Annotated in this window: 16 protein-coding genes; 12 read left to right on the plus strand and 4 right to left on the minus strand. The window is 34.0% G+C overall.

Annotated features, from left to right (window positions below):
* Positions 1-19: 19 nt before the first annotated feature.
* Positions 20-766 carry a divergent polysaccharide deacetylase family protein gene (locus B0X80_RS05940; protein ID WP_077338930.1) on the plus strand — a complete coding sequence of 249 codons (747 nt, stop codon included), beginning with the start codon at positions 20-22 and terminating at the stop codon, positions 764-766.
* Positions 767-804: 38 nt separating this feature from the next.
* Here B0X80_RS05940 and B0X80_RS05945 read toward each other — a convergent pair whose 3' ends face one another.
* Positions 805-1,569, minus strand: a complete 765-nt coding sequence (locus B0X80_RS05945; RefSeq protein ID WP_077338931.1) for a S1 family peptidase — start codon at positions 1,567-1,569, stop codon at positions 805-807.
* A gap of 259 nt (positions 1,570-1,828) precedes the next feature.
* Between B0X80_RS05945 and B0X80_RS05950 the strand changes: the two genes are divergently transcribed.
* Together B0X80_RS05950 and B0X80_RS20675 are read left to right on the plus strand one after the other, a co-directional pair.
* Positions 1,829-2,599 carry a PEP-CTERM/exosortase system-associated acyltransferase gene (locus tag B0X80_RS05950; protein ID WP_077338932.1) on the plus strand — a complete coding sequence of 257 codons (771 nt, stop codon included), beginning with the start codon at positions 1,829-1,831 and terminating at the stop codon, positions 2,597-2,599.
* A gap of 14 nt (positions 2,600-2,613) precedes the next feature.
* On the plus strand, positions 2,614-4,563 hold the full coding sequence (locus B0X80_RS20675; RefSeq protein ID WP_077338933.1) for a ThiF family adenylyltransferase: 1,950 nt from the start codon (positions 2,614-2,616) through the stop codon (positions 4,561-4,563).
* 201 nt (positions 4,564-4,764) lie between these two features.
* Here the strand turns inward: B0X80_RS20675 and pepA are convergent, their stop codons facing one another.
* From pepA to prsT (B0X80_RS05970), 3 genes are all read right to left on the minus strand, one after another.
* On the minus strand, positions 4,765-5,547 hold the full coding sequence (gene pepA, locus B0X80_RS05960; RefSeq protein WP_175623884.1) for a flocculation-associated PEP-CTERM protein PepA: 783 nt from the start codon (positions 5,545-5,547) through the stop codon (positions 4,765-4,767).
* A 177-nt stretch (positions 5,548-5,724) separates the two neighbouring features.
* Positions 5,725-8,484 (minus strand): XrtA/PEP-CTERM system TPR-repeat protein PrsT, encoded by a 2,760-nt coding sequence (gene prsT, locus B0X80_RS05965; RefSeq protein ID WP_077338935.1) that lies wholly within the window; start codon positions 8,482-8,484, stop codon positions 5,725-5,727.
* Between the two features lie 34 nt (positions 8,485-8,518).
* Positions 8,519-11,260, minus strand: a complete 2,742-nt coding sequence (gene prsT, locus B0X80_RS05970) for an XrtA/PEP-CTERM system TPR-repeat protein PrsT (RefSeq protein WP_077338936.1) — start codon at positions 11,258-11,260, stop codon at positions 8,519-8,521.
* A 310-nt stretch (positions 11,261-11,570) separates the two neighbouring features.
* Here prsT (B0X80_RS05970) and xrt point away from each other — a divergent pair, with 310 nt between their 5' ends.
* The 9 genes from xrt to B0X80_RS06015 all read left to right on the plus strand — a co-directional run bounded on the left by xrt (position 11,571) and on the right by B0X80_RS06015 (position 23,394).
* Positions 11,571-12,938 (plus strand): exosortase, encoded by a 1,368-nt coding sequence (gene xrt, locus B0X80_RS05975; RefSeq protein WP_077338937.1) that lies wholly within the window; start codon positions 11,571-11,573, stop codon positions 12,936-12,938.
* A 413-nt stretch (positions 12,939-13,351) separates the two neighbouring features.
* Positions 13,352-16,090 (plus strand): PKD domain-containing protein, encoded by a 2,739-nt coding sequence (locus B0X80_RS05980; protein ID WP_077338938.1) that lies wholly within the window; start codon positions 13,352-13,354, stop codon positions 16,088-16,090.
* Positions 16,091-16,164: 74 nt separating this feature from the next.
* Positions 16,165-17,043 carry a glucose-1-phosphate thymidylyltransferase RfbA gene (gene rfbA / locus B0X80_RS05985; protein ID WP_077338939.1) on the plus strand — a complete coding sequence of 293 codons (879 nt, stop codon included), beginning with the start codon at positions 16,165-16,167 and terminating at the stop codon, positions 17,041-17,043.
* The gene (rfbC, locus tag B0X80_RS05990) at positions 17,043-17,588 is read left to right on the plus strand and encodes a dTDP-4-dehydrorhamnose 3,5-epimerase (RefSeq protein ID WP_077338940.1); all 546 of its coding nucleotides are present in this window, start codon (positions 17,043-17,045) and stop codon (positions 17,586-17,588) included. Before rfbA ends, rfbC begins: the two co-directional genes overlap by 1 nt.
* 29 nt (positions 17,589-17,617) lie before the next feature.
* Positions 17,618-18,496 carry a dTDP-4-dehydrorhamnose reductase gene (gene rfbD, locus B0X80_RS05995; RefSeq protein ID WP_077338941.1) on the plus strand — a complete coding sequence of 293 codons (879 nt, stop codon included), beginning with the start codon at positions 17,618-17,620 and terminating at the stop codon, positions 18,494-18,496.
* Positions 18,497-19,591, plus strand: a complete 1,095-nt coding sequence (gene rfbB, locus B0X80_RS06000) for a dTDP-glucose 4,6-dehydratase (RefSeq protein ID WP_077338942.1) — start codon at positions 18,497-18,499, stop codon at positions 19,589-19,591.
* 368 nt (positions 19,592-19,959) lie between these two features.
* Positions 19,960-20,811: an endonuclease/exonuclease/phosphatase family protein gene (locus tag B0X80_RS06005; protein WP_175623885.1), complete on the plus strand. Its 852-nt coding sequence runs from the start codon at positions 19,960-19,962 to the stop codon at positions 20,809-20,811.
* A 137-nt stretch (positions 20,812-20,948) separates the two neighbouring features.
* Positions 20,949-22,328 carry a hypothetical protein gene (locus B0X80_RS06010; protein ID WP_139345296.1) on the plus strand — a complete coding sequence of 460 codons (1,380 nt, stop codon included), beginning with the start codon at positions 20,949-20,951 and terminating at the stop codon, positions 22,326-22,328.
* Positions 22,321-23,394 (plus strand): GNAT family N-acetyltransferase, encoded by a 1,074-nt coding sequence (locus B0X80_RS06015; RefSeq protein ID WP_077338945.1) that lies wholly within the window; start codon positions 22,321-22,323, stop codon positions 23,392-23,394. Before B0X80_RS06010 ends, B0X80_RS06015 begins: the two co-directional genes overlap by 8 nt.
* Positions 23,395-23,468: the final 74 nt, after the last annotated feature.

The following is a 23,468-nucleotide window of genomic DNA, read 5'->3' on the forward strand; positions in this document are numbered from 1 at the left end:
ACCACCTCAGACTTTTATCTTGCGTATATTTCTCTTACTCATTTTCAGTATTACTTCTTATTCGTCTATTGCAGTTCAAGATAAAATTGCCATTATTATTGATGATATTGGATACCGAAAAACAGATGTTAATGTATTAAACCTTCCTCCTAATGTTACATTATCTATTTTACCTCATACGCCGTACGGAAAAGACCTCGCAGAGCAAGGTTTTTTAGATAAGCATGAAATCATGCTGCATATTCCTATGGAAGCTGAAAATGGAAAATTTTTAGGCCCTGGTGGCTTAACAAGCCATATGAATGAAATGGCGATCCGTACAAACCTAAAAGAAGCATTTGCAGAAATTCCCTTTGCTATTGGTATTAACAATCACATGGGAAGTTTACTCACTGCGTTACATCAACCTATGTCATGGGTAATGAAATTTATTAAAGAACAAAATGTTATTTTTATCGACAGTGCAACATCATCACATAGCAAAGCGGCTTCAATAGCCAAAAAGCTTGGGATACCAACTCGGCAAAGAGATATTTTTTTAGATAATGATCTTGAATATAACTACATAGCGAAACAGTTTTCGTTACTTATAAAACAAGCTAAAAAGCATGGCATAGCAATTGCCATAGCTCACCCTCATCCCGAAAGTATAGAATCAATCAATAAATTATTACCACAATTAGCAGAAGAAAATATTAAACTAGTTTCTATATCTCAGTTATTTAATCAAAAAAAAATAGTAAAAAGCAAACAGCTCACTGATTAACGAAATATGTATTTTTGCCACTTTACTATGGTAAAAATTTAAATTTTAATATTGTTTTCTTTCAATAACTGATGAAGGTATTTAACTGGAATTGCATAAGTAATACCGCTAGGTTTGCTTATTACAGCTTCCTTACTCTCTTGAATGAAAACTTTATTTATAATACCAACAACTTCACCCGTTTCTTTATCATACATGGCGCTACCGCTATTTCCGGGATAAGCGGTTGCGTCTAATTGATACACCATAAAAGGATCACGTAATTGTTTAAGCATTCTCATACTTAATTGTTTTATATCATTAACCGGCGTTATTGTAGGAGTGATTGCAGCAATAATCCCTCTATGGGTTACAGGATACAGTCCAAGTACAGCACCAATAGGAAAACCTGTAAACGCAATATCAGATCCCTCTCTGATATATTTAGAACCAGCAAGAGTCATAGGAGGTAATGGTAACCCGGACACTTTCAAAATAGCTAAATCATACTTTTTAGATTCAGCAACTAGAGATGCTTTTCTCATTAAAGCCGTTTTTCCTGTACCTACAAACACAGCCACTTCTTGCAGCAGCTGCTCATCTAACTCTTGCGATACAACATGATAATTAGTGACAACGTATTCTCCATTAGCTATAACAAAACCGCTCCCTTTTAATATATTTTTTGGATGTCCCGTTGGTGTATAAATGCCAATTCCAACAATAGAAGGTTTTACTTTTTCAAGCGTATCGGCCAATTCGGCAGAAGCAGTTTGAAATAAAAAGATAGATAACAGCAAAAGACATTTAAATAAATAATTCATTAGAGACCCTTTTAATTTTCAATATCTTAACAGATAAATAAATTTAAATATTCATTATGACTTACTTTACGCGTATTTTTAGCCATAATTAAAGCTATATTTAGTCAATATGTACAAAAAGTTATTAAAACTTATATGTGTGTATTTTAGCTCCATAAAAAACAAGGCTTTGCATTGAAAAAATTAGCATTAAACCTTGTTATACTGTTATATTTATAAACAGTTAATCGTTATATATCTAAGTAGAGTGCTATAAATTATGAACTCATACTCCATTGCCGATAATTTTAATCATTTTTTTAAAATTAAATTTGCCAATAACAAACTACTTAGGCAGGAAGCCTTCAGAATTCGTTACGGTGTTTACAGTCGAGAATTAGGATGGGAACCTGAAAATGAATTAGAGTTAGAAACAGACGAATGTGATGATTACTCATATCATTGCTTATTAGAACACAGACGCACAAACGTTTATGCTGGCTGTGTTAGGCTTGTGATCCCTCCTGTTTCAAACCCCACTCTCCCATTACCTTTTGAAGCTAATTGCTTACATAGTGCAAGAACTGACATTGTAGATTCAACTACCTTTGCAAGAGGCAGTTTTGGGGAAATATCAAGACTAGCCGTTTTAGAAACATTTAGACGCCGTGCTAAAGAAAAAAGCGTGCCTTTTGTTCTTCAGGATATTAACCCTGAAACGGTATATACCGAAGAGGAACGGAGAAACTTTCCCAATATAGCTATGGGATTATATTTAGCGGCGGTAGCACTTGCCGACATCTGCAGACATAGAGGCATGTTTGTTATGATGGAACCTAGATTAAATAAAAGATTACAACGCTTTGGCTTACCCTTTGAACAAGTGGGTGATGAAATTGATTATCATGGTCTAAGAGCAATGTTTTATTTAGATAAAGATAACTTTAATTCTCAACTTTCAGACGAATTACTAGCTCTTTATAAAATAATTTATAATGATTTAGCCCAACAAATGAGCCTTATTCCGTTTTCGGACTGTACGGATAAATAAAAAGGAAACAAAACATGAGCCACTCTTTTAATTACGAACTCGCATTTTCTCGTAATATTGGCTGGGTTACAGATGAAGAACAAGCAATATTAAAAACCAAACGTGTTGCTATAGCTGGCATGGGAGGCGTTGGCGGCTCTCATGTATTAACCTTAGTTAGACTTGGTATTACCAAATTTCACCTTTCTGATTTCGACGAGTTTGCTTGTGAAAATACGAATCGCCAAGCTGGGGCTAATGTTGATACTTACGATAAAAAGAAACTTGATACTATGGTTTCCATGGCCAAGGCAATCAACCCCGAAATAGAATTTAAACTATGGCCTGAAGGTATAACACCAGAGAATACTGATGAGTTTCTGGAAGGTGTAGATTGCTATGTTGATTCTTTAGACTTTTTCGCACTTGAAGCAAGAAAACTTGTATTTAAACTGTGCGCAGAAAAAGGTATTCCAGCTACAACAGCAGCCCCAATCGGAATGGGTACAGCTTATTTGAATTTTTTACCTGGCAAAATGACTTTTGAAGAATACTTTCAACTCGATGGTTACTCTGAGAATGAGCAATATTTACGTTTTTTTCTAGGATTAACACCCGCAGCCTTACAACAGGCCTATTTAGTTGACCCAAGTAGATTAGATCTAGCGAATAAAAAAGGGCCTTCTACTATAATAGGCTGTCAACTTGCCGCGGGGGTTACCGCAGCTCAAGTCGCTAAAATATTCTTAAATAGAGGTGATGTTTTAAACGTTCCTCATGGCTTGCATTTTGATGCCTATACAAATCAATACAAAAAAACATGGCGTCCTATGGGCAACAGCAATCCAATACAAAAACTGGCCTTTAAAATAGGGAAAAAACGTTTACTCGATAACCCTCCCCCTCAAAAAGCCGCTGACAATCATGAACTAACTAATGCTGAAAAAATAATTGATTTAGCAAGGTGGGCTCCAAGCGGTGACAACACGCAATGCTGGCGATTCAAACTGATTGATGAAGATAACTTTATTATTATCGCTAATGACACTCGTGATTCTGTTGTTTATGACTTAGATGGCCATTCGAGCCACCTAGCTCACGGAGCTCTTTTAGAGACTATTGATATTGCAGCAAGTCAATATGGATTTTCGGTAAATATTGAACCTGACTATTCAGACAAAACCCTTTTACAAATAAAAGTATCTTTAAGTAAAGATGATTCTGTTAAAACTCATGCTTTAGCGCCATATATCAAAACTAGAACAGTTCAACGTCGTGCTATGGGAGTTAACCCGTTAACGCATGCGGAAAAAGAACAATTAATACAAGCTCTACCTGAAGGCTATAGTATTCAATGGTTTGAAACTAAAGAAGATAAATTAGCGATCGCCAAACTGAATTTTTGTAATGCAAAAACCCGCTTAACCATGTACGAAGCTTATAACGTACACAAAGAAATAATAGAGTGGAATAAACAGTTCAGCGAAACCAAAATACCTGAGCAAGCATTAGGAGTAGACTGGCCTACGGCAAGATTGATGCAATGGTTATTTAAAAGCTGGGGAAGAGTTAAGTTTTTCAATACTTTTTTAGCAGGAACCATACTCCCCCGAATTCAGCTTGATTTCATTCCAAGCTTAAAAAGCTCTGCTCATTTCGCTATTGTAGCAAGTAAAGCGCCTGAAACGATCGAAGAGTATATTAATGCGGGTAGAGCGTTGCAAAGGTTTTGGTTAACAGCAACAAAATTACAATTAGGCTTTCAACCCGAACAAACACCCGTTATTTTTTCTAGGTATATAGATAATGACATTCAATTTACTCAAGATAATGACGTTATTGCAAATGCGAATAAAGGAAAGGCTATGTATGAGTCTCTTCTACAACAGCCTAAAAACACGGTATTTCTTGGTCGTGTGGGACGTTCTAAAGCACCAAAATCTCGTTCAATCCGTAAACCACTAGATGACTTAATCATTCGATAAAAACATAATAAGCCAGTAGGAAGCTATTGGCTTATTTATCATTAGATAACAACTTATCAAAAAAATGAATAAAGTTAAGCACTAGCAAAATACCATTCTATGATGATAGAAATCAATTTAACAACCTTTCTCTTTCATCAAACCAATAGATACAAAAAAGCCGAATATTAATTCGGCTTATAGTTTAAGTTATTTTGTTTACTATGCTTTACGGCGACGAGCTCCAGCAAAACCTAATAAACCTAACCCAAGAATAGCTACTGAAGCTGGCTCAGGAACATTAAAAGTCATATTTCCATCATGTTGAATTTGGAAGTTTTGCGTTCCACCAACTACTGGGTAATTAAAATTTAAGCCTAATATATCTTGTACTGTAACAATCAATGTAGCTGATTTCGCAATTGCAGCTGTAGATAAATCAACTCCATTTTGATCAAAGAAGTAGCCTGTTGAGAAGTTAAGGTTTAAATCTAGTCCACAAAAACCTTTATTTTGTAATGGCCCTGGTGTGATATCAATTGAACAACCTCCTTCATTTAAACCAAGTGAAGCAATTTGAGTTCCACCATCAAGCACTCCATTTCCAACATTAGTTGTATCTACGTATAAACCTGATGTACCAGCATTAAAAGTAACTTCTAAAGTACGTTTGCCATTGACATCTGTTGTTGTAGCTATTCCTGAAAAAGCATATTTATAAAACACTTCATAAGCAGCATCAACACCTAACTGTGTAGTACCCATCTTGAAGTTAACAATATCCGTAACACCTTCTTCAGAAAATGCTTCATTAACAGTGATGTTACCATTATTGTCAGAATCGGTTTGCGTTACATTAGCTTTATCTGTATCAAAATCAATAAAATCAAATACTACTTTTGAACCTGCAGTAAGGTTAAAAGAAGAATCGTCAAATGTAACAACATCAGCTGAAGCTGCAAAAGAAGCACTGGTAATTAAAGAAGCTAAAAGTAATTTTTTCATCGTTATGTCCTTGTGTTTTTCGTTAATTAATGATTTCTCTATCATTAAATCTACATACTAGCACGCGCATGAATGCAAAAAACACACCAAATAAAAATTAAATATAAAAAACAAAATCTTAAAAAAAACAAATTTATAAGAATTTTTTTTTTGTAAAAAAAACCGACACTATTAATATTAAAATTGTTTCATCAACGTATTATATTGAGCCTTTAAGTTTTCAGGAATACTCGTGAGCTTATCGAGTTCACTTTTAGCCTCACTTCTTTGGCCTAATAAAAGGTAAGTTTCAACTAAAGTTAATTGCAGCTTTTCATTAATAAAAGTCTTATTTTCTGCATTTTTAAGAAGCTCTAAAACCTTATTACTCTTATTATTAGCAATTAATACCGTTACAAGCGTATCGATAGTTGTACTAGATCTTTTATTCTTATAAGCTTTTTCTGCATATAATAATGCTTCATCAAAATTAGATTGATTGTAGATTGCCCACGCAAGATTATTTAAAACCGCTACATTATTCGGATATTTATCTTCTAAACTTAGATAAAGTTTCTCAGACTTTTGTGGATTATTCTTTAATAATAACTCAGCTAATAGCGCTTTATTGGGGTCGGTCAAAGGAAATGAAGCCTCATGCTTTTCCAGTATTTCAATAGCCTTATTATCTTCACCACTTTTAATTAAAGCTTTAGCCCAACTAAGTGCTAACTCATTACTAGGCTTATTCTCATACAATTTAGAAAATTGCTCGGCTGCATATTTAACTTTATTTTTCGTCAAGTTTAACTGAGCTTGAAGATAAAGAACGTTTGGATTATTAGGGTAGTTAGAATAAAGTTCGCTAATTATTGTTTCAGCAGAATCGTCCCTTTTTAACATTAAAAGCATATTAGCTTTTAATAAGAGTAATTGTTCCTTAGTATCAACAACATTTAATGCATCATTAATGACAGTTAAAGCAAGTTCAACGTTACCAAGTTGCTCTTCTACAGCAGCATATTCTACCCAAATATTATGGTCTACAGGTTTAAATTCTGCTAAAAACTGGTACAACTCTTTAGCTTCTTTTAATTTTAAATCACTTACATACAATTTTGCTAAGCCCCTTATATATCGAGGACTTTTTTCTTTTATGTTTGAAGTTTCAAGTAACTTTATAGCTTCTTTGGTTTTACCATCTGCACTTAAGTTTATTGATAGGTCAACCATAATATCTTCATTATTAGGATATTTATTAAGTAAACCTTCTAAATAACTAATTGTTTCATTTATTTTATTTAATTGAAGATTAATATAAGACAAGCGTGCTACAGAGGCTTTATGAGTAGGCTCAAATGCTAATATTGTTGTAAAATACGATTTAGCTTTTTTCCAATCCTTATTATTAAATGCAAATTCTCCCAGGTAATAGTTTGCCGGTATATTACCTTCATCAATAAGTAAAACCTGATTAAAAATCTCCTCAGCTTGCTTGCCGTCGCCTTTATTTACATAAATAAAACCTTCTAGCAGAGTCCCCTTTATTTTTTGTTTTTCTGTTGATTTTAACTGTTCAGCCACTTTAAATGCGCCAGCATAATCCTTTTTATTGATATAGTGAGTGGCTAAAATTAATGATGCGCCTACAGACTTATCACTACTTTGTGCTAACTTCTCTAACAGAGGCATTTGACTTTCGTCGCCTTGAGATAATTTCAAAGCACTATATTGGAGAGCGAGATCGCTGTTTTCAGGATTAGCCGTCACTACTTTTTTAAGCAGTCTTTCAGCTACATCGTTTTGCCCTTTTTTGGCAAAAGCTTTACTTGCTGCATTAATAATATTGATATCATTAATATTTGTTGCATTCATGTCTTCAAAAGATAATTCGGCTTCGCCATCAAAACCGAGTTGTAATTGCAGCATAGCTAGCAATTTTTTTACCTCGTGATTTGCAGGAAGGAATTGACCTATTTTACTTAAATGACTATAGGCTAACTCTAATTCGCCTAATTTAAATGCACTCATTCCTGCAATTAATTGCCCCATATGCAATGAGGGAGTTATGTTAATTGCTTTTTCAGCATGTATTTTTGCTTCAGCATATTTCTTATGATTGTAATCCACTTGAGCGTTATATAAGTTAACAATAGGGTGGTCTTTATATAATTGGTTCAGTAAAGATAAATGTTTTTCTGCATTTTCAAAATCTCCAGCACCCAGTAAACTATTAATTAAATAGAGTTTTACTTGAAAATGACGTGGGTGAAGTTTTAAATAAGCGGAATACATTTCAGTTGCTTTATCAAATTGAAATTGCGCTTGATGTAAATGCCCTGAGAGTAATAGCGCTTCAGAAAATTCATTTGATTGAGATAATATCTTGTTCAATGTGTTAGAAACGTCTTCAAACTTTTCACTTGAAAAATTTAACCAAGCATTACCAACTTGACTATATAGTGAGTCTTCACTGAGCATTGAAGCTTGCCCAATATAATCTTCAGCCATATCCATTTTTCCATCAGAAATAGCTGATAAGCCCGCATAAGTGAGGATCATGACATACTGTTCATCATTATATCCTCCTGAGTTATCCGCCAGCTCATACACTTCTTTGTATTTACTCAAAAGCATTTTAACTTTAGCTATCTTGGGTAATAATCCAGGAAAGTCAGCACCTAGTTCAAGTGCCTTATCCAATTCTTTTTCCGCTGAAAACAAGTCTCCCTCATTTAAATAAACAGTCCCTAATTCATAACGAGCTTCTATATTTTTAGGCTCCATTCTAACGGCATTTTTTAAAGATAATATAGCACTTGCATGATCCCCTTGCTCTACTTGAGATTTAGCTTCTGTAATATATTCATCATACGACAAGTTTTTCCCACAACCGCTTAAATTAGCCATAGCGATAATTGCCGTTAGCGTTAAAATTTTAATATGCTTGTTTTCCATTATTATATGCTCTTATGTTATTAAAACTTAGGGATTAAAGGCGTTTTTTTAGTTCCGCAACACGTTGTTTCTGCCCACTAGTTAAGAGAGTTATAGATTCGATAATCTGCTCTGCTTTTTTCAAGCGTTTATTTGCAATTAACACTTCGATGTAATTCAACGTCACATCATTATTTTTTCCTTCGGACAATTCGTAAGCTTTCACTAAAAGGCTTAGCGCCTCGCTCTTTTTATCCATTTTTAACAATATCATAGCCTGAGTATCAATAACATTTACAAACTCTGGCGCTAATTTATACGCTTCTTCAGAATAAGTTAATGCCTCCTCAAAATTACCTTGCTCCATAGTTAACCAAGCTACATTATTCAAAACCATAACATTGCCAGGATATTGTTGGAGAATTTTTTTATAAGAGGCAATAGCTTTATTCGGATCAACTGTTACATAAATACTAGCCAGTATTGCTCGTACAGCATTATCACTATCATTTTTTGCTAAATGCTTTTCTAACAAGGTTATTGCTTTATTATTTTCACGATGACCTTGATATGCTCCAGCTAGAAGAATAGCATTCTTAGATGAAGGAAAAGCGTCATAAAACTTAGATAATAAGAGTGTTGCATTAGCGTAGTCTTCACTTAAAAGTGCAATTCTCCCTTCAATTCCATAAGTTATTTCAGATTTAATACCTTCTTTTTTCAACTCTTGATAATATGCTTTAGCTTCTCTTACATCTTTATTATCGAGTAAAAGTTGCATCTTCCCCATTTTCAACATGTCATTGTCTGCATGTTGCCCTCTTAAAGCTTTATCAATTAAGTTTATTGCGTTTTCAATATTATTACTTCGTGCAAAGTAATCGGCTAACATGACTACTGGCTCGATATGATATGGATTTGTTTTGATCCAATCTTCTAATACCGTCTGCGATTTATGAACGTTGTTTAAACCGCTATGACTAAGTACTTTCAATTGCCATAATTTTTTAGGTGTTTTGACTGTTGTTTCGTATTTATCAATAACGTTAATGGCTTCATTAAACTTTTTAGCTTTTATCAATAGCTCTGTATATAACATACCTATCGTTTGGTTTTTCTCATCCGACTTATACAATTCTTTAATTTTATCAAAGGCTTCTTCATTATTAAAAACAGAATAATATTGTCTTAAAATGTTTACATTTTCAGGAAATGAGTCGATAGCAATGCCAGAGAGACGCTTAGCTTCATCTACATCTTTAGCAATAATGGCTAAATTGGTTAACTCGAGTAAGGCAAATACACTATTTTGAATTGCTAAACTTTTATCAAGCTCCACTTTGGCTTTTTCTATTGCACCTTGTTTTAAATAAACAGCCGCTAAAACATTATACCCACCTGGTTTTTCAGGATACTTCTCTTTCCACTTTTCAGAAATAGTAATAGCTTGTTCGTAATCCTTAGCCTGTATTGCAGCGTAAGCAAGTGCTAACTCAGCACCTAAAAAATCAGGTTGTAGAGCAACTGCATCTTTTAAATTTTGCATACCTGATGGGTCATTTAACATTAACTTTAAAATACCATCGCGCATATTTTGTTCTGCACCTTCTGGTGCGCTATTTAATGCTTTCTTTGCAACAGCTTTAGCATTATCAAAAGCGCCTAATTCAGCTAGTTGATAACTTAATGATGAAAGAAACTTTTCATCTTCTGCCGTAGTTGAATGGAAACCTTCTAGTGTTTCAGGGATGTCTTCTACCATGCCTAACTGTAACTGACTTACAGCAAACATTTTTCTTGCAGGATGCTCAGGCACTAAATATTTAACAACAGACTCTAAATGATAGTGGCTTTGTTCATAGTTGCCTAAAAAGTAAGCACTGACTCCTGCAATAAGTTTAAGTGGTCCTTGATTAAATTGAGATTTGAGTGCTGTTTCAGCATATTCTTTAGCTTTTTGATAATTTTTCAACTCAAATTGCGACATGGCTTTAACGTAATTTGCAAAAGGTTGGTTAGGAGCTGCACTTAAAATACTATCAGCATACCTTTCTGCTTCTAAGAATTTTTCTTCTTTTAACAAAGACTGTGCTAAAAATAAGACAATAACATTAGATTTAGGTTGTAATTTAGCATACTTTAAATAGCTTTCGGTGGCTTCTTTATGCTCTCCTAAAGCTGTACTTATTTGCCCTAAAAGTAATAAAGAATCAACCTGCGTTGGAGAAATAGCAAGAGCCTTATTAACATGACCTTTTGCAAGTTCTAGCTTATTTTCCGCCATTTCTAAATAAGCATTTGCTAACAGTGTGTAAGTATTATTAGGTAATAATTTATTTGCCGACTCAACACTCTCTGAAGCTAGCTCCATATTATTTGTGCGTATAGCAGCAAGTGTTTTATAAGCTAAATAATGAACCTTTGTGTCATCAATCAAATTAGCTGTATGTTTATCAAGATCTAATAAATCTTCATCTGCAGTGGTTAAAAGGTATGCTCGTGCCAATAATGGAATTAATTTATTTTCGTCATATTTAAAGTCGTATGCTTTTTGTAGCTCTTTTACAGCGCCGACACCAAAACCTTGACTTAAATATGCTTCACCTAATAAAAATCGAGCTTCCCCGTTTTTAGGTTCAATCTTCACTGCATTTTTTAATTCGATTAATATAGAGTCAATCTCTGTAGACTTAAAGCTTTTCGCTTTTTCAATATGAGTGCGAGCCGTATCGTTTTCACCACACCCAGCTAGTACGGATATGACCCCTACGCTTACCAATAACTTTGCTAGCTTCATTTCTACGAATTCCTTTATCAGTTTATTATCTAAGAGAAAAATGTATTCACATAATATTTTTATTTGATTATTCTAACGCTAAACTAAATATTTTACAGAAATTTTTATAGTGCAGTTAAGTTCAAAAACAAATGAAATTATAGAAACACCAAATTACTCATAGTCACTTCAATTAAACATTGTTAAAGTGCTATCTATAAACGGAAATGGAAATGAACTTTTAAATACGGAGTAATAAAAGCTAAATACAATAGCTTTAATCCATTTAGATATTCATAAACCTATCACTAAAGTTCGGTTGTACTAAAAAATGAATATACCAAACAATTACAAGCCTTTTGTTGGCGTAGTTTTATTATTTGCCATAATCTCTCTATTAAACATCCCTCTTTTAGCGACATTATGGAGACACAGCTTTGACGATGGGACATACTCTCACGCTTATTTAATTCCTTTTATTGTTTTATATCTTTATTTTAAACTTTCTGAAATTGGTAAATTAGTTTATCGCGACAAACTATCTTCATTATCTATTGTTATGTTATTGGTTTCAGGCGGAGCTTTATTTGTAACCTCTAACGCTCAAATAAGCATAGGTTTTTGGTTATCTTTTTTAGCTATTGCTGTAGCGGGTATTCATACTTTATTTCGATTTAATTGGTACGTTATTTTCCCTGCCTGTTTTTTAATATTTATTTTTCCTCTATGGGGGTTACTTACAAATATATTACAAGACATATCGGTAATTGCCGTAACTTATATGATGAGCTTTACCAACATACCTACCTATGTAGAAGCACAGTATATAACTATCCCTTCCGGTGTATTTGAAATTGCTGATGGTTGTAGTGGTTTACGTTATATCATTGTATCTCTTGCAATAAGTTCTCTGTTTATCTTTCTTTATATAAACAATATTAAAAAGGCATTGATCTTTTTATCTATTGCAATATTAGGAGCATTAATTACTAATTGGATACGAATAACAGCTCTTATTTTAATTGGCGACTATACCGAAATGCAAAGTAGCTTAATGGAAGATCATAATACTTTTGGTTGGTATTTATACATACCGTTTATGTTCTTACTATTTATGTGGGGTAATAAATTAGCCAATCATGACCTATTGTCAGACACGCCTAATAATATCGCATCAGCAAGTAGTGTTTATCCTGCACGGGTGAATACTTTAATTCTCTTCGTCACTATCATTATTTCATCAACGACGCTAAAATCATTATTTCTAAACGACTTATCATCAAGCACTGAAATATCAGAGATTAAACCGATCATTAAACGCTATACCACTGTAGAGCAAATATCATCGAGCACCGCCAACACGCCTGATATTTACTTAAAGTACTTTTTCAATGGTACGTTAGATAATGGCAAACCAACGGCTCATGACAATATTTATATACCACTCGGCTGGCATTCCATAAATCAAGAGATCATTGGTTCTTGGATGTATGTAACTATTTCTAATAAAGAAAAAACTGCATTAATTCGTTATAGCTTTGAAATTAATAACCAAAAAAGAGCCTCCAGTGGTTCATTCAAGAAGCTACGAATACTTGAAACATTAAAAGGTAATAGTGAAACTTATTTATACTGGCAGTATTCCGATTGTTCAAATAGATGTGACCAAAAGAAAAAGTTACTACAGCAACTCAATTAATCATTAAATAAAATTCATACGCAAAGATTTATATGATTAGTTAATTTTTAGAGCAGACTCAAAGATAGATTTTATCCAAAAAATAATATATGAGGTTATAAATGAGTAAATGATGGCATTAATGGCACATATCACTTAAAACTATGGATAAGCATTAGTGCATGTTAATGTTTGGTGAAATTCATATATAAGATATGTTTCATTGATAGAACGGTTACATTAACAAAATATATAACTCTAAAAAGTTCCTACTGAAATAATATTACATAATTTATCAGAAAATTAAGATAAGCAAAGATCAACAGACCTAGCTATAATAAGAAAATCGATGATAGTAATTGTTTATGAATTACTTACTTATTACTTTATATGAAGATCTGCGATTTTTATGTTGAAAAGGATGCTAAAAGATAATGAATGTTTGTCATAGTATGTTAAAGGTTAAATTTATTTATGTGTTTTTTATTCTGCTACTCATACTGTCGTGTGGTGAGAGTGGAGTTACAAAAACTAGTGATGAAGTTACGCAAACTAGTGATGAAGTTACGCAAACTAGTGATGAAGTTAAAATTATCTCAATTGAGAGTGATGGACTACTGTATGAAGCAAGCGACGTATCTGTCACTGGCAACATATTAGCACCAGATAGCAATCAATTGTCTTATCAATGGAACCAAATATCAGGTGTTCCCCTCACTTTAAGAAATACAACTCAGCAAACAGCAATGTTTACTATTCCTAATTTAAAAACTAATGAAGAAGTTACTCTCGAGTTAACAGTTAAAGACACTAACAATGCGACTCAAACTAGGCAAACTAAGCTTACATTATTATATATTAACACCCCCCCTATTATAGAAATAGAACCAAAAGTTACAGTTAACGAACTTTCAGAAGTCGTACTCTCCGGAAATATCATTGATGAAGAAGGTGATGTAACAAGTCAATGGCAACAAAGCTCAGGTACAACTGTAGAAATAACGCCATTGCAAGGTTTGGGAATATCATTTGAAACACCTAAAGTTAGCACTATCGAAACATTAACCTTTGAGCTAACAGCAGTAGACACTGATGGTGCCATGGCTGAAGAAACAATCACTGTCACAGTGTTACCTTACACAGATGAGATTCCACAACATGTTTTACTACTAACCAACGACAGAATTAACCAAGTTAAAAGAAAAATAGCAGAAGATGATACCGCATGGAATGATCTCACAAATAACCTTGTGAGATATTTTAACCAAATACCATATAATTCAGGAGAATACGCAGGTAGCTTTGCTTTAGCTTTCTATGTGTCAGGTGAAATGAAATACATGGAAAGGGTTATTGAACTATTAGAACATACCTACTTTAGTGAGCCTGATATCGGCTGGAAGTATTACCAGGACCGCAACGCTTTCAGAAGCGCATCTCGCTGGGCTATTATGGGTTACACATGGATAAAATTATATATACCACTTACGCAACAAATAAAAATAGAAAATATACTCTCTCTATGGGGTGAGTACTGGCTGGAATACATTGATTTTGAAAATGATTTTAAAAACTTCCGAATTGGTGATAGTGATGAAGTAACTTCGCTAGCTGAAAACCTAACTCTATTAGGCTATGCACTAAATGGTTCACCCAAATACATTGACTTAAGCCAACAACTTTTAAATGCAGGCGACGCTCTACTTAATCGCTTTGTTGTTGATTATTACATGAAAGACATAATGGCAGGCGGAGCTTGGGCCGAAGGCTCAGACTATGGCCCTGCTACACAAGCACATTGGATGAGAATATTTATGATCAATAAAGATCAGCGTGATATTCCTTATCCAATTAATTACGCTCATGACGCTCTTCAAGTGCTTATACACCAAACACTCGCTAACTATTCAGGAGTTTATAAATATGGTGATGAAGAACGCGCTACCGATTATGAGCCTGTGTTTGACGACAATCGTTACCTCTTTGCCTTTGAGTTAATGGGTTTGTTAGAGGATGAAGAAGATATTGCACAATTAACTCAATGGTTCAACACGCTATTAGCCAAAGAGGGTTATAAAACAACGTCAATAACCACTCATTTTCAACGTTTATTACATCATGATCCAAAACTTAAAAATAATGTGCCCGTTTTCCCAAAAAGCACAATCAACATATCCCCTGGGGTGGGTATTGTGAGTAGTAGAAGCAATTGGACGAGCTCAGCCACTAACCTCTATTTTATCAACAGAGAAATACGTGTTCATCATGAGCATAGAGATGCATTATCCTACGACTTAGCCTATAAAGGAAATTGGATTACTAAAGAAAAAACTGGATATGATGGTGTTGCTTCCTCAAGTTTGGCCCATAATACAATTTTAATAGAAAATGCTGACAAGGGCTCATCGAACCCAACTCTTAGAGCCGCAGGAACACCAAAATATCTGCATATATCCGATGACCAATATACAACATTGATTTCTGCCGATGCCACAGATACATACAATATGTCGGGTTATTATGCTACGAATTATGCGGAATTAGTCAATAGACAATTAGCTTTTATTAAACCAAACATAGTTATTGCCTATGATCATGTAAAAACTTTTCCTGATCAAATAAAAGATTTAATACAATATAGCGATCAAGGCTTAACTCAAGGTATGAGCCATACAAGATGGGTAAAAACCATTCAGCACTTTCAAGCGAAGCCAGAAAGACAAGAGCTATCAAGTAATACCTTTGTAATCAATGATGGTAAGAACCAAGTCTTATTTCAAAATATTTGGCCAATAAATACAAATATAGAAGTAGTTGATGAACAAAAACTATGGGCTGACATCGTTGAATATCAAATACCAGAGAATCAAAAAAAATGGCATTTAAGTATTTCTAATGATTCAAAAACCCCTGATAGTGAAATTATTAATATCATACAATTTGCTTCTGTAGATGAGGTGAAAAATTTTGATCAATATCCAATAGTGATGACAAAAGAAAATGGGTTAATAAAAAGTAACAACATTATTGGGGTGGCCGTTTCCTCATCTTCTGAAAAATTTGTAATACTCTTTAATCAATCTCCAAATAAAACTATAAACAATGTCGAATATATCCTCCCAAGTGGTTATGATGATGCATTAGTGTATGGCATTGGAATTGAATTAAAATAACATATAATAGATGCAAAATAGATTACCTTTTTGATTACAATAACTAACTTTACAAACCTTGAGAAAACATTCACATGAGAAAAGGCATTATATTAGCCGGCGGCAGTGGCACTAGACTTTACCCTTTAACAAAAGTTGTCAGTAAACAATTAATGCCTGTTTACGATAAACCAATGATTTATTACCCGTTAGCAACCTTAATGCAAGCAAGTATCAATGAAATTCTAATTATTTCAACACCTGAAGAAATACACAGATTTCGTGATTTACTTGGCAATGGTGATAATTTTGGCATCAAGCTCTGTTATGAAGTACAAGCAAGCCCTGATGGTCTTGCACAAGCATTTATCATTGCAGAAGAGTTTTTAAATGGTAATTCAGCCGCTTTAGTACTTGGCGATAATATGTTCTATGGTCACGACTTAGTCAAATCACTTAAAAATGCCAATGTACAAATGTCAGGCGGAACTGTATTTGGTTATCATGTGTCTAATCCTAGATCATACGGTGTTGTTGAATTTGACAAAAACGGTACTGCCATTTCAATTGAAGAAAAGCCTGAAGTGCCTAAATCAAACTATGCCGTTCCTGGTATCTATTTCTTTGATGAACGCGTAGTAGAATTTGCTAAAAAGGTAAAACCCTCAGCACGGGGCGAATTAGAAATAACCGATGTTATCGACCAATATTTACAAGCCGGTGAGTTACGTGTAGAAATAATGGGTCGAGGCACTGCTTGGTTAGATACGGGTACCCATGACGATCTTCTCGCGGCTGCACAGTTTATTGCCACAATAGATAAACGACAAGGGTTAAAAGTAAACTGCCCTGAAGAAGTTGCCTATCGAAATGGCTGGATATCAGATCAAAAATTAAAAGAAATTGCTGGACCATTACGTAAAAGTGGCTACGGCGAATACTTATTAAAACTAATTAACGAGACGGTTTTTTAATGAAGGTTATAGAGACCAAAATTGCGGATGTAAAAATTTTAGAACCAAAAGTGTTTGGTGATGAACGAGGTTTTTTTATGGAAACCTTTCGCGACGATACTTTTAACAAGTTATGTTGTACACGAACATTTATCCAAGATAATCACAGTAAGTCAACTCAAGGTATCTTAAGAGGCTTGCATTATCAACTACAACAAACTCAAGGTAAATTGGTAAGAGTTAGTGCCGGCGAAGTATATGATGTTGCGGTAGATATGAGAAAAGATTCCCCAACCTACGGACAACATGTGGGTGTAATATTATCAGCTGAGAACAAGCATCAACTGTGGGTACCAGAAGGTTTTGCTCATGGCTTTTATGTCATGAGTGAATCAGCTGAGTTTGTCTATAAGTGTACCGACTATTACGCACCAGAACATGAAGTTTCAATGTTATGGAATGATCCAGAATTAGCAATTCAATGGCCACTTATTAACAATGAGTTGCCCCAATTGTCTGCGAAAGATAAAAACGGTTTAGCTTTCTCAAATGCGCCAACATTTTAATAACATCATGACACTAACAAGGTTTTAAAATGAAAATTGTTGTTATCGGAAAAAGTGGTCAACTAGCAACCGAATTAAGTTACCTAGCAAGTGATGAAATAGAGATCACTTGTTTAGGTCGACATGATATTAATATCGAAGATAAAAGTGCCATTGAAAAAGCGCTAACGTACTTAAACCCTGATGCGGTAATAAATGCTGCCGCATACACTGCTGTCGACCTTGCAGAGAAAGAATCTGAACAAGCAAATCAAATTAATGGCTATGCAGTAGGTTATTTAGCACAAGTTTGTAATTCACTTGCCATGCACTTAGTTCATCTATCTACCGATTTTGTTTTCGATGGCAATAATTCAACGCCCTACTTAACTACCAATAAGCATGCGCCCGTTAATACTTATGGTGCAAGTAAAGCGATTGGCGAAAAATCACTCATAGAAATCATGCCTAAAAACAGCTGCATCATCAGAACCGCATGGGTCTATTCAACTCACGGTAATAACTTTGTAAAAACCATGCTTACTTTAATGGAAAACAAGCCTGAATTAGGTGTTATTAGTGATCAGATAGGTACACCAACTTATGCAAAAACATTGGCAAAGGCATGTATTCACGCAGCGGTAAATAAGCTACCAGGTATTTATCATTGGACCGACCAAGGTGTTGCTAGCTGGTATGACTTTGCTGTTGCCATCCAAGAGCTAGCATTAGAGAAAAATTTAATTAGTAAAAGCATTCCAATTAAAGCAATTACTACTGCTGACTACCCAACACCAGCAAAAAGACCAAGTTTTAGCGTGTTAGATAAATCACAAAATGTAAATACATTTCCATCAGGGTTAATTATGCACTGGCGACAACAGCTTAATGGCATGTTAAATGACTTAAAAAATAGAGAAAACTTATAAATGAAAAAATTACTCGTTACTGGTGGAGCAGGGTTTATTGGCGCAAATTTCGTGCATTATTGGACGCAACACTACCCTTCAGACAAGGTTGTCGTGATTGACGCGCTTACATACGCAGGTAATATAGCTAATTTAGCCTCAGTAAAAAACAATCAAAATTTTACCTTTGTTCATGGTGATATTTGCGATCAGAACCTGATAGAAACACTATTAACTGAGCATGATATTGACACGGTAGTGCACTTTGCTGCTGAATCTCATGTAGACCGCTCGATAACAGGGCCTGATGCTTTTATTGAAACCAATATTCTTGGTACATACGCATTACTAAAAGCCGCGAAAATAGTATGGTTAGACGCGCCTAAAGCCGAAGGAAAAGAACCTAAAGAAAATCATCGATTTCATCACGTATCAACCGATGAAGTATACGGCACATTATCTTCGGCTGATCCTGCATTTACTGAAGATACCGCTTACGCACCTAATTCTCCTTATTCAGCCAGTAAAGCAGCAAGTGACCATTTAGTTCGTGCCTATCACCACACTTATGGATTAAATGTCACAACCAGTAATTGTTCAAATAATTATGGCCCTTACCATTTCCCTGAAAAGCTTATTCCGCTTGTTATTACTAACATTCTTCACAATAAATCATTACCTATTTATGGTGATGGCCAGCAAATTAGAGATTGGTTATACGTAGAAGATCATGCTTACGGCATAGACTTAGTATTGCAAAAAGGTCTAATTGGCGAAAACTACAATATTGGTGGTAATAACGAATGGGCAAATATCGATATTGTTAAAGAAATATCAACACTCGTTGAAAAGGCCTTTGCAGATGACAAGTCATTACAACAACGCTTCCCAGACGCCAAAGCCGCCATTAGCGCCAATACGGAATCATTGATTACTTATGTAACTGACAGACCGGGTCATGATCGCCGCTATGCTATTGACGCAACAAAAACCAATAACGAACTTGGCTACAAACCCAAAGAGTCCTTTCAAACGGGTATAGAAAAAACTGTTCAATGGTACTTAAACAATGAACAATGGTGGCAAAGTATAATGGATGGCAGTTATGCGGTTTAAATAACTTAATAATCAATGCACATATAAAATCGTCTATAAAGAATAGGAATAATCAGTTTAAAGAGTCGAGTAATAAGTGAATAAAAATAACCTTTATAGACCAGTTCTGAATGCTCTAAGAGCAATAGTTTTAATAATACCAACATAGAATGCAGAACTTTTGTTATTTTCGGCTAAAGTCAGCTATTGCATCCCCCAATCACTTGCGACCATATACTATTAAAATGTTAAAAATAAAAAAATCATATCTAAATATTGTAACCCAAACATTATATTGGTTTTTATTTCTAACCTCTTTAGCTATTATTTTATCGAAAATATTCCCTCACAGTGATGCATTGCTTACGTTAAAGTACATAGGTTTTTCCTTGCCTCGTTATTGGTTTATATTCTGTTGCTTGCTTTTAGCGACTCAATGGCAGCGGTTAAGTGCCCTGAAAAAATACTCTTTTCCTCTGATTTTTGCCACGAGTTTTTATTATTTAGACTTTCAATTAAATATTATGCCTAAAGACCTAAATACAAAAAACTTGAACTCGTACACGCTTGTCTCTGCCAACCTCGGTGAAGGTGTAGAACTAGAGCGTTTGGAGTATTTAATAAGACTTTACAACCCCGATATCTTTACATTTCAAGAATCTCAAAATCTAAGTAATTTTGAGACCTTTAAAGATTATCCATTTAAAGACTGCAGAGGTCACTTATGTTTCATCAGTAAACATGAGTTTAAAATGATTAATTTTTTAGAATACTCCATGTTTAGTGGGTACGGTAATTGGGCTGCTTTTTATGAAGTAGAAATCAATAATATTAAAGTCAGTATTGCTAATGTTCATTTACCAACAGTTAGGAGAGTCTTTAACAATTATAGTAATTTTGATGATATTCATTCCAGTAGAGTTATTTCCGCAAGTATTTTGAACCAATGGGCTTCTTTGAAGAAAAACGTTATCATTGCTGGAGACTTCAACATGACAGTAACTGACAACTTGTATCAACGAAACTTTATCGAGTATCAAAATGCTATTACGGATTATGGTTTGGGTTTTAACAATACTTTTGACTACATCTACAGAGGTTTTACGATACCAGGAGTAAGAGTAGACCACATTTTATTTTCAAGAGAATTTATCATTGAAAAAGCGAATACTTTAGAGAGTTTAGGTGGTGACCATCGGCCTGTTTTATCGACGTTCACATCAAATAATGGTGAAATGTAATGCATAAGATTAACCTAGTAAAATTTTTATCTATAATCTTTATTTTGATAATCTCTTATACAGGACAGACGGAAGAATATTCTATTAAGTTTTTAGCTCCTGTCAATAAATCAATATTGCTCTTGCCTGTACCTAACATGCACATAGCATTAAATTCTGTATTAAAAATTAGTCAGCAAGATAAAGTAATAAACGCTTCATTCTCTTTACTTAACACATGGAACACAGATAAAAATCAAAAATTTGTCCGGTTATTAATCATTAAATTAGAAAATGTAAATCAAATAAAAAATGATGAGTATAAAGAACTCACCTTAAGTTGGTCTCATTCTAATCAGAACCTTCAACTAGAAGCTCCTATTTTTGAAACACAACCCTATTTAATATACCCAAATAAATCATGGTTAGCAGAAAGCATTTTATTGCACTCTGAAACTAAAGACACAAATAGTGCTTGGTACACACAAACACAATCTTTATATGCCAACTTTGTTACTAATGAGGAGTTATTAAATGAGAATGGCTATCCTAGCACTCAACATTCTCAATGGTTGTTTGATCGCCCGAGAGCCATTTATCAATTGTATATTTTAACTGGTGATAGTAAATGGCTAAAGAAAGGTTCTAAGTTAGCCCTCTTTTACTTAAAAAATTTAGACAATACAGGAAAATTCAAATTAAAAGAAAATTTCGACTTAAAATATTTAATGCCTAACGGCTTACTTTACCATTACTTTCTAACAGGTGATAACCAAATAAAAAACATATTAGAAGTTCTTTTTGAAAGATCATTAAGCTGGACTCCTCAATACGACAACGAATACTCATTCTGGACTGAACGTCACCAAGCTGCAGCATTAAACATAGCGATAGCTTATTGGGAATTATCTGGTAATCAAAGAGCTAGAAAAAGAATAGATGAAATTGTTGAGGCGACTGTTCAAATGGTTTTTAATCCTATAAATAATTGGCCATTAAGAGGCTGCCCTCAACATACATATAAATCACATGAAGGTAAATCAGGCGTTTCACCTGTTTGTTCACCATGGATGATGGCATTACTAGGTGATGGTTTATGGCGTTATTACCGTTTAACTGATGATAAAAAATCTGCTGCCTTACTCAATGCCTTTGGAGATTTTATACCTAACCATGGAATTCATTTTGCTGACAAAAGATTAAAAAATATGGTACTCCCACTCTACCTTTCTTCAATGGATAACAAACTCCTAGAAATAAAAAATCAATGGACTGATGGTCAACATTCATGTGATGTTGCTAGTCTTATTGGTAAATCTTTATATATAAAAAGAAAAACAAATGAAGATCTTTTTTTGCTAAAAGAGCTATTCAATGTGTTTTTACAACAATGTAAAGACATTAACAAAAAATCTAGAAATGCTAAAAAAGAATATCTACCTATGTTACCACCTCGACGATTTGGTTGGACATATTCAACAACAAGTGATTTACCTTGGTTAGATTATTGGTTAAATCAAACTACAAATAATGAATAAAAAAAATTTTGAATGGCATATAATTAAAAATATTGCCGAACTCAATAAAATATCTACGCAGTGGGCTTCACTTATTGAAAGCACCACAGGTACACCCTTCTTTTCTCATCCTGACTGGATTTTAAATTGGTACAATATTTACTGGCAAGAAAATTGGCAGCTATATGTTATCGTTGGTTTTCATAATAAAAAATTAACGGTAATACTGCCTAGTTATCTTCAACATTCAACGTCTTGGCCCAATATTTCTACTCTATATCCATTAGGTCAAGGAGAACCTGAAAATGAAGAAGTTTCATCTGAATATTGCGATCTAATTGTAAATTCTGAAGATCTCGAGCAAGTTATCACGGAACTTGCCCCTTTAATCTTAAACATAAAAATTGATCAAATTATATGGCGCTCAGTGTTAATTGATAGTGCAATCAATGAATTGTTAACAAGACTCTTTAACTCTCCAAACGTAATAACTAATTATCAGTACTACATTGAACAGCCAAAGTGGTCTATCGACCTACTAAGCAAAAATACACGATCACGCTATAAACGAGCTTGTAATCAATTCACTAAGTTAGGTGCCAAATTTCAATGGGTTAATCCTAACGAATATGATCTATACGTCCAAAATATGATTGAGTACCATCAAGGTCGATGGACTGAAAAAGGTAAGCTTGGTGCATTTTCACATAAAAATTTTCAACTATTCCACCAAAAACTAATGAAACTTGATAATGGTAAACTTGTAGCGATGAGCGCTATTATTATTAAAAACAACCCCATTGCAATAAATTATTACCTAGCCAGCAATAACACGTTATATTTTTACCAATGTGGTTGGGATGAATTAAACTATGCGCGGCTTTCGCCAGGATTAATTTTACATCTATGGTCTATTACAAATAGTCAGCACTCAATATATGACTTTATGATGGGTGAATTAACTGATAGCTACAAAGCGAAGTATGGTTGTGACAAAAAATCAATGACTAATATTATTATTCCTATTAATAAAGTAAAATTAATATTAAACAAACTAATAAAAAAATCAAATATATTAAGAACTTGAATTGTTCATTTGGTCTATTAAAATAACGTTGTAAACTATGAACAATATACTAAAATTAAACTTTCTAGAACCTA

The organism is Pseudocolwellia agarivorans, assembly GCF_002000085.1.
GTDB lineage: Bacteria > Pseudomonadota > Gammaproteobacteria > Enterobacterales > Alteromonadaceae > Pseudocolwellia > Pseudocolwellia agarivorans.